Origin of the sequence: Spirillospora sp. NPDC048823 (genome assembly GCF_043198445.1) — a bacterium.
In the GTDB taxonomy this organism is placed as follows: Bacteria; Actinomycetota; Actinomycetes; order Streptosporangiales; family Streptosporangiaceae; genus Spirillospora.
Map to the genome: position 1 here is coordinate 187,441 of NZ_JBICUT010000010.1, position 14,114 is coordinate 201,554.

Here is a 14,114-nt window from a genome sequence, read left to right on the forward strand (position 1 = left end):
TCACCCGGCCGCTTCACGAGACAAGCACCACACCAGGACCGCAACTATGGCGATATGAGACACGAAGGACGCATGAGCGGGAGGCGATTCTCGCCGTTGACAGTGACCGCTTCACATGGATGCGGTGACCACACGGCTGGAAGGGCGAGAAGTCAGCCGGGCGGCCGCCGCGGCGGTGCCGGTGCCGGCAGGCCTTCATGGGCCGCCTCAGGGGCTCCGGAGGATGCGATCCAGGAGGTCGGCGGGGAGGGCCGTGGGGCGGGTGGCGAGGAGGGACCTGGCCTCGGATGCGGGGAGGCCCGCGTCGGTGAGGATCGCCGCGGCGTGGTCGCCGGGAAGGATGTTCAGGAAACGGGCGGTCGCGGCGGCGCGGCTTTCGGGGGTCAGGGTGCCGTGTACGCGCAGGCGGGCTATGCCGCCGTCCGGGTAGACGTCCAGGCGGACGTGGGTCACCGGGGCCGTGGTCGCCGAGCGGAGGTGATGGCGGGTGTCGGGCTGCAGGCGGGTCTTCGGGAGGAGGTCCACGCGGGCGTCGGTCCGGGCGTCGATGCCCGTGAGGGAGGCCCAGCCGGGGGCGTTGCCCACGTAGTAGGACGTGTCGATTTCGACGCGGTGGACGTGGGCGCGGCCGGCCAGCGCGACGGTGACGTGGTCGTTTCCGTCGTCGCGGCGGCGGGCGTTCTCCCAGCCGTCGCCCATGAGCCGTGACCGTCCCGGCAGGAGGATGTTGCGCGGTGAGCTGTAGAACATGTCGGAGCAGTCCACGACGTCGCCGCCGGACTCCAGGGCCGCCAGGTCGACCGTGCCGTCCATGAGGCGGGGGTCGGGTACCGGCTCGCCGTGGACGCGGAATCGCGCCACGCCGCCGTCGGGGTAGATGGTGAGCCGGACGTGGGTGAAGCGGTGGGGGTCGGTGACCGGGAACGGGTTCTCCGCGTCGCCCTTGATCGGTGATCTGTCAACGAGTGTCACCCATGTCGCCTGATGCAACTCGTCGGGTGAGGGGTAGCCCTCGACGCCGGTCGCCTCCACGGAGGCCAGCGGCGGGTAGTTGCCCTTGAACCAGGCGGTGTCGATGACGACGCCCCTGACCACGCCGGGTACGCCGAGGCGCACGATCGCGTGGTCGCCGCCCGAGCCCGGTTCCCGGCGGCGGCGCGTCTCCCAGCCGTCGTAGGTCTTGCCCTTGTGCCCGAAGTCCTCGGCGGAGAAGGCGGCGGGTCCCGGTTTGATGAGGTTCTCGCGCTCGGCGAAGAACTCGTCGCTGGCGAAGACGACACCGGCGGCGAGGTCCCGGCAGGCGAGGTCGGGCAGGGCGGTGAAGCCGGTGGCGCCGGACGTCATGCCTCTCCTCTCGTCAGGAGCCGGCCGCGCGGCTCCCCGGCGATGTCGACCTGCGCGCCGCGCAGCCAGGTGGCGCGCACGGTGCCGGTCAGCGGGCGGCCGTCATAGGGGGAGATCCGGTTCCGATGGTGCAGGCGCCGGACGTCCACGGTGAAGGCGTCGTCGGGGGCGAAGACGCAGAAGTCGGCCTGGTGGCCCAGGGCGATCCGTCCCTTGCGGCGGAGGCCGGTCTGCCGCGCGGGATGCTCGGCCGTCCAGCGCACGACGTCGGCGAGCGAGTGGCCGCGGCGGCGGGCCTCGGTCCACACGGCGGGCAGGACGACCTGGAGGGAGGCGATGCCGCCCCAGGCCTCACCGAAGTCGCCGGTGTCGAGACGTTTCAGCTCGGGTGTGCAGGGTGAGTGGTCGGAGACGACCATGTCGATCGTCGCGTCGGCGAGGCCCTGCCACAGCAGTTCGCGGTTGCGGGCCTCCCGGATGGGCGGGCAGCACTTGAACTGGGTGGCGCCGTCGGCGATCTGCTCCGCCGCGAACGTCAGGTAGTGGGGGCAGGTCTCCACGGTGATCCGGACGCCGTCCCGCTTGGCCGAGCGGATCATCGGGAGGGCGTCCGAACTGGACAGGTGCAGGATGTGCGCACGCGCGCCGGTCGACCGTGCCAGCCCGATGACCTGGGCGATCGCGAGGTTCTCCGCGCCTCGGGGGCGGGACGCCAGGAAGTCGCGGTAGCCGGCGCCGTGCGCGGCGGGCGCCCGGTCAATGGCGCGGGAGTCCTCGGCGTGGACGATCATCAGCGCGTCGAAGTCGCGCAGTGCCCGCATCGCCCGGCGAAGTTCGTCGCCGGTGAGGGACGGGAACTCCTCGACGCCCGAGTGCAGCAGGAAGGCCTTGAAGCCGAACACGCCCGCGTCGTGCAGTTTCCGCAGGTCCGGCAGGTTGCCGGGGACGGCGCCGCCCCAGAATCCGACATCCACCCAGGCCTGTGTCGCGGCCGTCTCGCGCTTGATGCCGAGTGCGCCGGCGTTCACCGTCGGCGGGATGCTGTTCAGCGGCATGTCGACGATCGTGGTGATGCCGCCGGCGGCCGCCGCGCGGGTCGCGGTGGCGAACCCCTCCCATTCGGTGCGGCCGGGGTCGTTGACGTGGACGTGGGTGTCGACCAGGCCCGGCAGCAGGACCTCGTCGTCGCGGAGTTCCACGACGCGGGACGCCCGGAGCGCCGAGCCCGGCGGCTCGATCGCGGCGATCGCCCCGTCCCTCACCCCGACGCAGCGGGGCGCCTCGCCGGAGCCGGTGATCACGCGCGGGGCGCGGATGAGGAGGTCGAGTTCCGTCATGTGCCGCCTCCGGGGCGGGCGAGGCCGAGGTCCGCGGCGAGCCGCGCGGCCAGCCGTTCCAGCAGCGGGCCGGCCTCGGCCATGCTGCGCCGCACGTCGGGTTCGAGGTCGGTGAGGGTGTAGACGCGGGAGATCCCCGCCGTGGCGAGGTCGGGCGCGGTCAGGGTCGCGCGCCCGGCGACGGCGGCCACGGGGACACCGGCCCGCGCGGCGGCCGCGGCGACGCCGGCGGGGGCCTTGCCGCTGAGGGTCTGCTCGTCCAGCGAGCCCTCACCGGTGATCACGAGCCTGGCTCCGGGGAGCCGTTCCGCGTAGCCGACGAGTTCGAGGACGATGTCGATGCCGGGCCGCGGTGTCGCGTTCAGCAGGGCCAGCGCCGCGAACCCCGCCCCTCCCGCGGCGCCCGCCCCCGGGGTCGCCGAGTGGTCCGTGCCGGTGGCGCGGGCCACCTGCGCGGCCCAGCGGGCCAGCGCGCGGTCGAGGACGGCGACGTCGCCGGGGCCGGCCCCTTTCTGCGGGCCGTAGACCGCAGCCGCGCCCCGCGGGCCCAGCAGGGGGTTGTCGACGTCGCAGGCCACGATGAACTCGGTCTCGGCGATCCTTGGGTGCAGGCCGCGCAGATCGACCTCCGCGACGTCGAGCAGGCCCGCTCCGCCGCGTTCGACGTCGCGGCCGTCGCCGCGCCGGACGCCGGCGCCGAGAGCCTGCGCGAGGCCGGCGCCGCCGTCGGTGGACGCGCTGCCGCCGAGGCCGAGGACGACCGTGTGCGCTCCGGCGTCCAGCGCCGCCCGCACGACCTGCCCGGTGCCGTGGCTGCCGGCGCCGAGGGGGTCGAGCCGGCCGCCGGGCAGCAGGGAAAGGCCGGAGACGCCCGCCATCTCGACGACGGCGACGCCGCCGCGCAGCGCGAACGCGGTGGTGACCGGTTCGCCGGTGGGGCCTTCGGCGGTCACCGGCACGCTCCGGAAACCCGCGGACAGCGCGGCGTCGACGGTCCCGTCGCCGCCGTCGGCCACGGGCAGTTCGACGACGTCCAGGCCGGGGGCGGCCCGGCGCAGGCCGGCCGCGACGTGCCCGGCGACCCGCCGGGCGGACAGGCTGCCCTTGAACTTGTCAGGGGCGACGACGACATGGCTCATGGCGGTTCCTCAGCAGAATCCGGGGACGCCGAGCCAGGCCTGGCCGGCGTCCGGCGCGTCGTCGCGGGTCACGGTGGCCTCGATGAGGCCGTACGGCCGGTCGGCCGCGATGAACACCTCGCCCGCATTGTCCAGGCCGAACGGTGACAGGTCGACCTCGAAATGATGTCTGTTCGGCGCGGAGAAGCGGATCTCGGCGACCTCCGGGCGCCGTTCGAGCACGGCGCTGCCCATGGCGTACAGCGACTGCTGCAGGGCGAGGCTGTGCACCTCGGCGAACCGCTCCAGCAGCACCGAGCGGATCGCGGAGTGGCTTTCGTCGAAGTCGGCGTCCGTGCCGGCGTAGCGCCACCGGGCCACCAGCGACGTGGCGAGGACGCGGTCGGTGGTCTCGGCGAGGGTGGTGTACTCGTCTTTCAGGAAACCGGAGAACTCCGAGCCGGTGGTCTTGGCGATGACGAGGTCCCGGAGGCCGGACACGACCCAGGCCCGCCGGGCGGCGCCCTGGCCCGCGACCGTGACGACCGTGGTGCGGGTCTCCCCGCCGCGCCGGACGAACGAGTGGTCATGGCCCCCGCTCCCGGCCGGGATGCGGTCCCAGGCGTACTCCTCGATCTCGATGCGGGCGCCGTCGGCGGCGGGGACCTGCGCGACGAAGTGGTCGGCGAGGGTCAGGCCGAACTCCTCGATCGCGCCGATGCCCCGCTTGGCGAAGGAGAACACGGTGTTCTTCTGGGTGTCGGTCGGCAGCACGCCGGACTGGTCGCCGGTGTCGTGCGCCGCGGTGAAGTCGCCGCGCAGCAAGGTCGACACGTTGAGGTCGCGTATCTCGTGCCGGGCGGTCTCGCGGTGGACGCGGAAGACCCGGTTCTGCGCCTTGCCGTACTGGTTGGGGCCCAGGACGATGCCCATGGATCAGCTCCCTCGGTAGGTGGCGTGGGCGAAGGGGCTCATGAGCCGACGGCCTTCCGCAGGCGCAGCAGGGCGATCTTGCGGAGTTCCCCGGCGACGACCCGCCGCTCGGTCTCGTCGTCGTTGCCGAGACGGGCGCGGGCGGCGTCGAGGACCTGCCCGGCGTCCAGGCCGGTGGCGCAGATGAGGAACACGCGGCCGAAGCGTTCCTCGTAGCGGCGGTTGGCCTCGGCGAGGTCGGCGAGGACACCGGCGTCGTCGCCCACCCCGGACTGCTCACCGCGTGACCAGCGGGCCCGGGTCCCGGTTCCGGCGGGCCGTTCCCCGATCCGCGGGTGCGCCGCCAGAGCCCGGTCGATCTCGCGGGGGGCGAGCTTCCGGGCGGCCATGTCGGCGCGTTCGAGAAGCGCGTCCAGATCGGTGTAGGGACGGGCCGACAGCAGGGCGTCCGCCCACGCGGGTACATCGAGGCAGGCCAGGAGCGACTCGCGTGCCTGCGCGTCCGGCAGCGTGTTGAACCGGCGGAGGCCGGTGGCCTCCTCGGGGAGCTCCGCCCGGGATGTCATGCAGGCAGGCTAGCCGCCGTCGCGGCCGTCGTCGCCGGTCAGAGGTCGTTGCCGGCGTAGGAGAGGTTGAAGCTCTTGTTGACGAGGGGGAAGTCGGGAACGATCGTGCCGGTCAGGGCGACGGGCAGGGCCGGCCAGTTGAAGAAGGACGGGTCGACGATCTTGGTGCGGGTGATCGAGCCGTCCCGGGCCAGCTCGACGCGGTGGACGATGGTGCCGCGCCAGCCCTCGACGACGCCGACGCCGGACACGGGGCCGTCCAGCGGGGCCAGCGGCGGCCAGTAGGTGACGACGCCCGGGGACATTCCGTACGCCAGGTCCTTCACGATCGCGGCGGAGACGGCGATCTCCTGGACGCGGACCTGGAAGCGGGCCAGTACGTCGCCGGTGGCCCGGGTGGCGACGCTGAAGGCGGGCCGCAGGTCGGTGAACGGGTGGTCGCGGCGGGCGTCGGCGCCGATGCCGCTCGCGCGGGCGACGTAGCCGAGGGCGCCCAGATCGCGGGCGGCCTGGGCGGGCAGCTCCGCGGTGCCGGTGAAGCGGTCGGCGACCACGGTGTGGGAGAGGGCCAGGGCGGCGAGTTCGGCGGCGTCCTCGGCGATGGCGGCCAGCCGGGCGGGGGCGGGGACGGCGCGCAGGGCTGCGCCGCCCAGCACGACTCCGCCGCGCAGGAGGCGGTGGCCGGTGACCTCGCGGTTGAGGCGCAGCAGGTGCTCGCGGATGCGGCCGAACTGGGAGTTGAGGATGGAGTGGCCCACGTCGTTGCACAGGGCGCCCAGGTCGGTGACGTGGTTGTAGAGGCGTTCGAGTTCCAGGAGCAGCGCCCGCATCCGCCGCGCGCCCGGGGAGACCTCGACGCCGGTGGCCTCCTCGACGGCCATGCAGAACGCGAGGGTGTGCCCGACGGTGGTGTCGCCGCTGACGCGTTCCGCGAGCGGCACCGCGTCGGCGGCGGCGCGGCCGTGGAACAGCTTCTCCAGGCCCTTGTGCACGAACCACAGCCGTGCCTTCAGCTTGAGAATGCTCTCGCCGACGACCGAGAACCGGAAGTGACCGGGTTCGATCATCCCCGCGTGAACGGGCCCGACCGGGATCTCGTACACGCCGGGGCCCTCGACGCTGACGAACGGGTAGGGCCCCTCCGGGTCGCCGAACTCCGGCGCGGGACCGGCGTCGGCGCGCATCGGGTACCAGCCGCGGGGCCAGTGGTGGTGCCGGACGAGGCGGCGCGGCAGCGGATGGTTCTCGGGGACGATCCCGTACAGGTCGCGCATCTCCCGCTCGAACCGTCCGGCGGGGAAGCTGGTCGCGGCCAGGCTCGGCACGGCCGGGGCGTCCGGGTCCAGCCGGACGTGCAGTTCGGTGCGGCGGTCCGGGGACGCGGCGGTGAACAGGTACACGATCCGGAGCGCGTCGGGGTCGTGGTGGGCGGCGGCCAGCGCGAGCCGGTGTCCGTCGTCCAGGAGCGCGGCCGCCCGTGCCGGGAGCGCACCGGCGTCGATGTCGGTGATCGTGCGGTGCGGGCCGGCGGGCCGGTCGCCCGCGGGCCGGTCTTCGGTACTCATCGGGACACCCCCTTCAGAAGGCCGTGAGGATTTCGGCGGCGGCGTCCAGCAGCGTCCGCAGCGGCCATGCGGTGACGCCGATGACGGCGCAGGCGGCGAGGCCGGCGACCAGCGCCGCGGTGAGCGCGGCCGGCGGCCGCAGGCCGGCCTGGATGGTGGCCGCTCCGGGTCCGTCCGGGCGGGAGCCGAGCAGCATCCCGGCCATCCGCGCGGAGACGGCGGCCACGATGAGGAGCGTCAGGACCAGGGCGATCGTCACCGCCCAGCCGAGCCCGGCGGAGAACCCCGCGCGCACCATGGCGATCTCACCGGCGAACAGGGTGAACGGCGGGAACCCGAGCAGGGCCAGCAGCCCGGCGCCCAGGGCGGCGGCGAGCACCGGGGCCCGGCCGCCCAGTGCGCGGACGGCGTCGATGCGGCTTGTGCCCAGGGCCTGGTGGATGCGTCCGGCGGCGAGGAACGAGACCGACTTGGCCAGCCCGTGACCGAGGATGTGCAGCAGCACCGCGCCCATGGCCAGGCGGGTGCCGATCGCGGTGCCGAGGGCCAGCAGGCCCATGTGCTCGATGCTGGAGTAGGCGAGCATCCGTTTGAGGTCGCGCTGGCCGAGCAGCATCGCGGCGGCCACCGCGATCGAGGCCAGCGCGACGATCAGGAGCAGCGTCCGGGCGAAGCCGGTGCCGAGCGCGATGTCGGCGATCACCTTCACGCGCAGGACGGCGTAGAGGGCCACCGACAGCAGCACGCCCGACATCAGCGCGGAGACCGGTGCGGGCGCCTGGCTGTGCGCGTCGGGCAGCCAGGCGTGCAGCGGCGCGAGCCCGGCCTTGGCGCCGAACCCGATGATCAGCAGCGCCACCGCGATCCGGGTGACGCCGGGGTCCAGGTCGGCGGCGTGCTCGGCCAGCCGGACCCAGTCCAGCGCGCCCGACGACGGGACGTGCGCGTGCCGGGCCGCGAAGTGCAGCAGGACGATGCCGAGCAGCGCCAGCCCGATCCCGGCCGAGCAGATCACCACGTACTTCCAGGCCGCCTCGGTGGCGTTGCGGGTGCGGCGGTGCCCGACCAGGAACGCCGTCACGATCGTGGTGGCCTCGACCGCCACCCACAGCACGCCGAGGCTGGCGGCCAGCACGGCCAGCGCCATCGCGGCCACGAACCCCTGCGTCAGCACGCCGTACCGGCGCGTGTCGGCGGAGGTGGCGTGGCCCGCCGCGCGCTCGGCGGCCAGATACGACGGGCTCGCGAGCATCGCCAGCAGCGCCACGGCGCCGATCACGATCAGCATGTAGGCGGTGAGGGCGTCGGCGCGCAGGAGCCCGCCGAGGCCGGTCCGGGGACGGCCGGCGGCCGGCACCGCCAGCAACACCGCGGCGGCGAGCACGCCCGCGGCCGCGGCGGGGGCCAGCCAGGCCGTGCCGCGCCGCCAGCCGAACACGGCGTAGCCGCAGGCGGCCAGGGCGGGCACGGCGACGGGGGCGATCAACAGGGTCGTCGTCATCAGTCGTGCAGCTCCCGCAGGTCGTCCAGGTCGCTGTCGCCGAACGCGGCGCGGATGCGGGCGGTGAGGATCTGCAGCACCAGGACCGCGAGCAGCACGTCCAGGGACACTCCGAGCTCCACGATGAGCGGCACGCCCGAGGTGGTGAGGAACGCGACGGCGGTGATGCCGTTGTCCATCATCAGGAAACCCGCCACCTGGGACAGCGCGCGGCGCCGGGTGACCAGGACGAAGAAGCCGAGCAGCACCACCGTGAGCGCCACCGGGACGGCGCGGGTGGCCGGGGACGGCGACAGCGCGACCACCGGGCGCATCACGGCGAACGACAGCAGCGCCAGCAGCGCGGCGGCGACCAGCGAGGACGCCACGTTCACCAGCGGCTCGGTCTCCCGGAACGCGCCGCCGGCCCGCATCGCCCGGCGCAGCATCAGCGGCAGGACGGCGCCGCGCAGGACGGCGATCCCCGCGGCCAGCGCGATCGTCCCCGCGTGGCCCTCGTGCAGCCCGAGCACGGCGACCAGCGCGGCCAGGGCCGCCCCCTGGACGGCGAACAGCCGCACGATGGCCGCCAGGTCGCGCCGCCACAGCGCCAGGACGCCCGCCAGCAGCAGCGCGCTGCAGGACACGTCGAGGAGCTGGACGTAGAGGGTCTCGCTCATGGGGCCGCCAGGAAGAAGGACGCGGCGACGGCCAGCAGCGCCAGCAGGAACGACCCGGCCAGCAGCTCGGGAACGCGGAACATCCGCAGTTTCGCCATGAACACCTCACCGGCGGCGAGCAGGCCGCCCAGGACGACGACCTTCGCGCTGAACGCCGCCACCGCGACGGGCAGCATCGCCATCGACGTCCCGGCGATCCCCCACGGCGCGAAGAGGTTGGCAAACAGGCCGAGCAGGACCGTCAGCCGCATCGCCGACGCCCATTCGACCAGGGCCAGGTCCGGCCCGGAGTACTCCAGCACCATCGCCTCGTGGATCATCGTCAGCTCAAGGTGGGTGGACGGGTTGTCCACCGGGATCCGGCCGGTCTCGGCGATGGTGACCACGGCCAGCGCGACCGCCGCGAGCAGGCTCACCGGGGAGATCACGAGTTGCGGCTCGTGCAGGGTGGTGGTGACGATCGACCCGAGGTTGGTCGAGCCGACCCGCGCCGACAGCGCGAACACCGACAGCAGGATCGTCGGCTCCACCAGCGCCAGCACGACCATCTCGCGGCTGGCGCCCATGCCGCCGAACGCGGTGGCGGTGTCCAGGCCCGCGAGCGCGAGGAACACGGTGCCGAGCGCCAGCAGCGCGGTCACCGCGAACAGGTCGGCCGTCCCGTCCAGCGGCGAGGCCGTGGTCACGATCGGGACCACCGCGCTCACGACCAGTGCCGTGCCCGCCAGCACCAGCGGCGCCGCGCGGAACAGCACGCCGGTCCCGTCCGGGGTGATCGGCTCCTTGCGCAGCAGCTTGCGCAGGTCCCGCCACGGCTGCGCGACGCCCGCGCCGGCCCGCCCCTCAAGGCGGGCCCGGACCTGCCGCATCACCCCGACCAGCAGCGGTGCACCGAACGCCACCAGCGCCACCTGGATGACCGCCCCGGCGGCTCCGGCCGCGCTCATCTCGTCACCGCCAGCAGGATCAGCATGCCGGTGAAGGCGTAGAAGCCGTACCCGACGTAGCGGTGGACGCTGCCGTTGGCCAGGGGCCGGGCCGCCCGCCCGATCCAGTCGACCGCCGCCAGCACCGGCCGGTACAGCCGGTGCTCGATCCGGTCGCCGACCCGCGTCCGGTAGCGGACGCTGTCGACCAGGTACGCCGACTCCTCGACCGGTGTGACGTCCAGGTCCGTCTCGGGGGCGAGCACGTCGTCGAACACCCGCACCAGCGGCTCGGCGAACGACGTCGCGGTGTACTCCATCCGCGCCGAGGCCGGCCCGGCCCCGCAGTCCCACAGCCGGGCCCGGCGGCGGGCGCGGCGGGCCGTGACCGCCCGCAGCACCGCCATCAGCACGACGACCGCCGCCAGCAGCGCCACGGTGATCAGCAGGGGGGACATGGTGCTCGGCATCCCGGCCGGGCGGAGCGTCACCGGGCCCGTGACGGTACCGCCGGCCGGTCCGGCCACGGCCGCCGCGACGCCGACGGCCCGTGCGAGGCCGCCGGCGACCAGACCCGGCGCCAGCGCGGCAGCGACGCAGCCCAGCGCGGCGAGGACCATCCCGGCGATCATCGCCGGGGGGCTCTCGTGGGCGCGCTCGGCGGCGGCGCTGCGGGGACGCGCCAGGAACCCGACACCGAACGCCTTGACGAACGCGGCGATCGCCAGCCCCGCCGACAGCGCCACCACGGCCACCGCGACGGGCATGGTGACGGCGGCGACCGTCCCGCCCTCGGGCAGTGCGTGGACGAGGCTCTGCAGCAGCAGCCATTCGCTGACGAAGGCGCTGCCCGGCGGCAGGGCCGACGCCATCAGCGCCCCGATTCCGAACAGCGCGGTCGTGGCCGGCATCGGCGAGCGCAGGCCGCCCAGCGCGTCCAGGTCCCGGGTGCCGGTGGCGTGCAGCACGGACCCGGCCGCGAGGAACAGCAGCGTCTTGAAGCCCGCGTGGTTGACCACGTGCAGCAGCGCGGCGGTGAGCGCGAGCGCCGCCATGGTGCGGGCGCCGGACACCGACAGCAGGCCCGCGGCGCCCACGCCGATCAGGATGAGACCCATGTTCTCGCAGGTCGAATACGCCAGCAGACGTTTCATGTCGGTGGCGACCACCGCCTGCAGAACCCCGTACAGGGCCGACACGGCGCCGGCGGCCAGCACCGCCAGCCACCACCACGCGGGTCCGCCGCCGAGCAGGTCCAGCCCCACCCGGACGATCCCGTACACGCCCATGTTCACCATCGCCGCGCTCATCAGCGCGGACACGTGGCTGGGCGCCTCGGGATGGGCGCGCGGCAGCCAGACGTGCAGCGGCACGACGCCCGCCTTCGAGGCGAACCCGGCCAGCGTCGCCACGAACACCGCGCTCCGCACGGCCGGGGACAGTCCGTCCGCCGCCGCCCGCATGCCCTCGAAGGACTCGTCGTGCGACGCGGCGGCGAACCCGGCGAGGCCCGCCATGATCGTGACCAGTCCCAGGTGGGTCATCACCGCGTACCACAGCCCGGCCTCGCCCACCGACGCACGGCGCCGGTGCTCGGCCACCACGAGCAGCAGCGACGTGACCGCCATGAGCTCCCACGCCAGCAGGAACGTGCTCACGCTGGCCGCGGCGGGCACCAGCAGCATCGCCACCACGAACAGCGGCAGCATGGCCTGCACCGCCCGGCCGTCCAGGCCCGGCACGTCACCCGCCCCGGCGCGGGCCGGACGGGTGTAGCCGATCGCGTACACGGCGGCGCACACGGCCACGGCGCCGGTGACGGCGATGAAGAGCCCGCTCAGCGCGTCGACCGCCAGGCGTACGCCGGCCAGGGGCAGCAGGTCCGGCAGCCACACCGCCCAGGGGTGCCCCGCCATCGCCGCGAGGCCCGCCACGACCGCGGCGGCGCCCGCGGCGGCCGTCCCGCCCCCGGCGGCGGCCGGGCGCACCCGGCGCGGCAGCAGCGACCCCGCGGCGGCGAGCAGTCCAAGACCCAGGGCCGCGGTGAACGCGGCACCGGTCACAGTCGTCATCGGCCGGTGAGCCCCCGCAGCGCGGCCACGATCGCCTCCGGCTCCGGCGGGCAGCCCGGCACCTCGACGTCGACGGGGACCACGTCGTTCACGGCACCGGCCACCCCGTACGCACCCGCGAACACCCCGCAGCCGCGGGCGCAGTCGCCCAGCGCCACCACGACCTTCGGCTCCGGCACCGCCTCGTGGGTGCGGCGGAGCGCCACCTTCATGTTGCGCGTCACCGGCCCGGTCACCAGCAGCGCGTCGGCGTGCCGGGGCGAGGCCACCAGCCGCGCCCCGTACCGCTCGGCGTCGTGGACGGGCCCGAACGCCGAGGCGATCTCGACCTCGCAGCCGTTGCACGACCCGGCGTCCACATGGCGGAGCTGGACCGATCCCCGCAGTTCGGCCGCGCGCTCGGGCACGGCGCCCTCGGGACGGGCGGGCGCGTCCTCGGCGACCCGCCCGGTCCTCATGATCTTGCGGAGTAGATCCTTCACCCGGTTCCCCGACCATGCGACGGCAGAGCTGTGACCCGCGCCGGAAAGCTAGTGTCCTGCGCAATTGCCAATATTAGCAATCAATGAGGTGTGGGTCGGACAGGGTGGCCGGAGGGGTGGCGGCCGTCCCGTGAGGGGGATGGAGTCCCAGGCGGGACGGCCGCGGCTCGATGCCGGGCGCGCTCCCCGGGCGGGCGCTCCCCGCCCGCCGGCGCACCTCCGGAGCGCAGGTCGTCCAGCAGCTCCGCCTGCCCGGTCAGCACCCCGGTGAGGATCGACCTCGCGACGGCGAGAAGGTCCGCGACCTGGGGGCTGGTCAGCGAGTAGATGACCGTCGCTCCCTCCTTGCGGGAGACGACCAGCCCGGCGCGGCGCAGCACGGCGAGCTGCTGGGACAGGTGCGCCGGCCCGATCCCGACCTCCGGCAGCATCTCGGCGACCGCGTGGTCGCGTCCGCTCAGGAGTTCCAGTACCCGGATCCGGGCCGGGTGCCCCAGCGTCTTGAAGAACTCGGCCTTGAGCTGGTACAGCGGAGTGCTCACGGCGGGCGGCCCCTCACAGGGTTTCCGCAGCGGCCGGCCCGTGGCACTGAACGAACCACACCCGGCGCCCTGCTGGACGATCATCGGTTTACTACATTGGCAATTGCCAATTCTAGCAACACCGCCGGACGTCCGCGGGCGATCCATGACACTATGGAAACGCTGTTTCCCCATGGAGGTCGCGCGTGCGGTATCTGATCATCGGCTGCGGCCACATCGGCACGGAGCTGGCCCGGCGCTGGACGTCCGCCGGTCACCACGTCGTCGGCACCACCACCTCGCCCGGCCGGGTCGCCGAACTCGGCCAGATCTGCTCCGGCGTGGCCGTCCTGCGCGGCGCCGACCGGGAGGCCGTCGCCCGCGCCGCCGACGGCGCCGACGCGGTCGTCCTGACCGTGAGCCCGCGGCTGCAGCGCTCCTTCGACGCCGCCCAGCGCGTCGCCGAATACGCCGACACGCTCACCGCGAGCGCCCGGACGGCCGTCGCCGCGCACCCTCGCGTGGTGTTCACCAGCTCGTCCTCGGTGTACGGGGCGGGCGACGGCGCCCTGCTCGACGAGGAGGCCCCGACCACCGCCGACACCGACGCCTCCCCGCGCAACTTCGTCGCCGCGGAGCAGGCCGTGCTGTCCTCACCGCGCGGCGCCGTGGTGCGCATCCCCGACGTCTACGGCCACCCGGACGACATCGACTACCCGACCCGGGTGAAGTTCGCGCACGACGTCCTGGGCGGCAGCGTCCCCTTCTCCGCGGACGCCCTGCTGTACCGCATCGACTACCGGGACGCGGCCGCCGCACTCGACTTCGTCGTGACCCGCGAGCTGACCGGCGTGTACAACGCCGTCCCGGACGAGACCGTCCCGCCGACGAACGCGGCGGCCTTCGGCGAGATCTGCGAGACCGCGAACCTGCCCGCGCTCACCTACCGCGGCGAGATCAAGACCCCGTCCGTCCCCGTCACCTCCGCGAAACTGCGCACCGCGGGCTTCACCTTCACCCACCGGGACGACGGCGCCGCGCGAGGGTGATGGCCGCCCGGCCCCTCAGGTGGGAGCGTTGAACCGGTGGG

At 74.2% G+C, this 14,114-nt stretch carries 13 protein-coding genes; 1 reads left to right on the forward strand and 12 read right to left on the reverse strand.

Going from position 1 to position 14,114, the window contains the following annotated elements:
- Positions 1-207: 207 nt before the first annotated feature.
- The 12 genes from alc to ACGFK0_RS23490 all read right to left on the reverse strand — a co-directional run bounded on the left by alc (position 208) and on the right by ACGFK0_RS23490 (position 13,045).
- Positions 208-1,344 carry an allantoicase gene (gene alc, locus ACGFK0_RS23435; RefSeq protein WP_392908036.1) on the reverse strand — a complete coding sequence of 379 codons (1,137 nt, stop codon included), beginning with the start codon at positions 1,342-1,344 and terminating at the stop codon, positions 208-210.
- Positions 1,341-2,681 carry an allantoinase AllB gene (allB, locus tag ACGFK0_RS23440; protein WP_392908038.1) on the reverse strand — a complete coding sequence of 447 codons (1,341 nt, stop codon included), beginning with the start codon at positions 2,679-2,681 and terminating at the stop codon, positions 1,341-1,343. The genes alc and allB overlap by 4 nt, the downstream gene beginning before the upstream one ends.
- The gene (locus tag ACGFK0_RS23445) at positions 2,678-3,820 is read right to left on the reverse strand and encodes a glycerate kinase (RefSeq protein ID WP_392908041.1); all 1,143 of its coding nucleotides are present in this window, start codon (positions 3,818-3,820) and stop codon (positions 2,678-2,680) included. Before ACGFK0_RS23445 ends, allB begins: the two co-directional genes overlap by 4 nt.
- A gap of 9 nt (positions 3,821-3,829) precedes the next feature.
- A complete protein-coding gene (pucL, locus tag ACGFK0_RS23450; RefSeq protein WP_392908043.1) occupies positions 3,830-4,732 on the reverse strand; it encodes a factor-independent urate hydroxylase in 903 nt (300 codons plus the stop codon).
- Positions 4,733-4,770: 38 nt separating this feature from the next.
- On the reverse strand, positions 4,771-5,298 hold the full coding sequence (uraD, locus tag ACGFK0_RS23455; protein WP_392908045.1) for a 2-oxo-4-hydroxy-4-carboxy-5-ureidoimidazoline decarboxylase: 528 nt from the start codon (positions 5,296-5,298) through the stop codon (positions 4,771-4,773).
- A gap of 38 nt (positions 5,299-5,336) precedes the next feature.
- Positions 5,337-6,863 (reverse strand): NADH-quinone oxidoreductase subunit C, encoded by a 1,527-nt coding sequence (locus ACGFK0_RS23460; RefSeq protein WP_392908048.1) that lies wholly within the window; start codon positions 6,861-6,863, stop codon positions 5,337-5,339.
- A 13-nt stretch (positions 6,864-6,876) separates the two neighbouring features.
- Positions 6,877-8,364, reverse strand: a complete 1,488-nt coding sequence (locus tag ACGFK0_RS23465; protein ID WP_392908050.1) for a proton-conducting transporter membrane subunit — start codon at positions 8,362-8,364, stop codon at positions 6,877-6,879.
- Complete coding sequence (locus tag ACGFK0_RS23470) at positions 8,364-9,023, reverse strand: hypothetical protein (RefSeq protein WP_392908053.1); 660 nt, start codon at positions 9,021-9,023, stop codon at positions 8,364-8,366. Before ACGFK0_RS23470 ends, ACGFK0_RS23465 begins: the two co-directional genes overlap by 1 nt.
- The gene (locus tag ACGFK0_RS23475; protein WP_392908055.1) at positions 9,020-9,970 is read right to left on the reverse strand and encodes a respiratory chain complex I subunit 1 family protein; all 951 of its coding nucleotides are present in this window, start codon (positions 9,968-9,970) and stop codon (positions 9,020-9,022) included. Before ACGFK0_RS23475 ends, ACGFK0_RS23470 begins: the two co-directional genes overlap by 4 nt.
- On the reverse strand, positions 9,967-12,021 hold the full coding sequence (locus ACGFK0_RS23480) for a proton-conducting transporter membrane subunit (protein WP_392908058.1): 2,055 nt from the start codon (positions 12,019-12,021) through the stop codon (positions 9,967-9,969). The genes ACGFK0_RS23475 and ACGFK0_RS23480 overlap by 4 nt, the downstream gene beginning before the upstream one ends.
- Entirely contained in the window at positions 12,018-12,503 is a 486-nt protein-coding gene (locus ACGFK0_RS23485) for an NADH-quinone oxidoreductase subunit B family protein (protein WP_392908060.1), read from the reverse strand. The genes ACGFK0_RS23480 and ACGFK0_RS23485 overlap by 4 nt, the downstream gene beginning before the upstream one ends.
- An 80-nt stretch (positions 12,504-12,583) precedes the next feature.
- Positions 12,584-13,045, reverse strand: a complete 462-nt coding sequence (locus ACGFK0_RS23490; protein WP_392908062.1) for an ArsR/SmtB family transcription factor — start codon at positions 13,043-13,045, stop codon at positions 12,584-12,586.
- A gap of 185 nt (positions 13,046-13,230) precedes the next feature.
- Here ACGFK0_RS23490 and ACGFK0_RS23495 point away from each other — a divergent pair, with 185 nt between their 5' ends.
- A complete protein-coding gene (locus tag ACGFK0_RS23495) occupies positions 13,231-14,073 on the forward strand; it encodes an NAD-dependent epimerase/dehydratase family protein (protein ID WP_392908064.1) in 843 nt (280 codons plus the stop codon).
- Positions 14,074-14,114 lie beyond the last annotated feature (41 nt).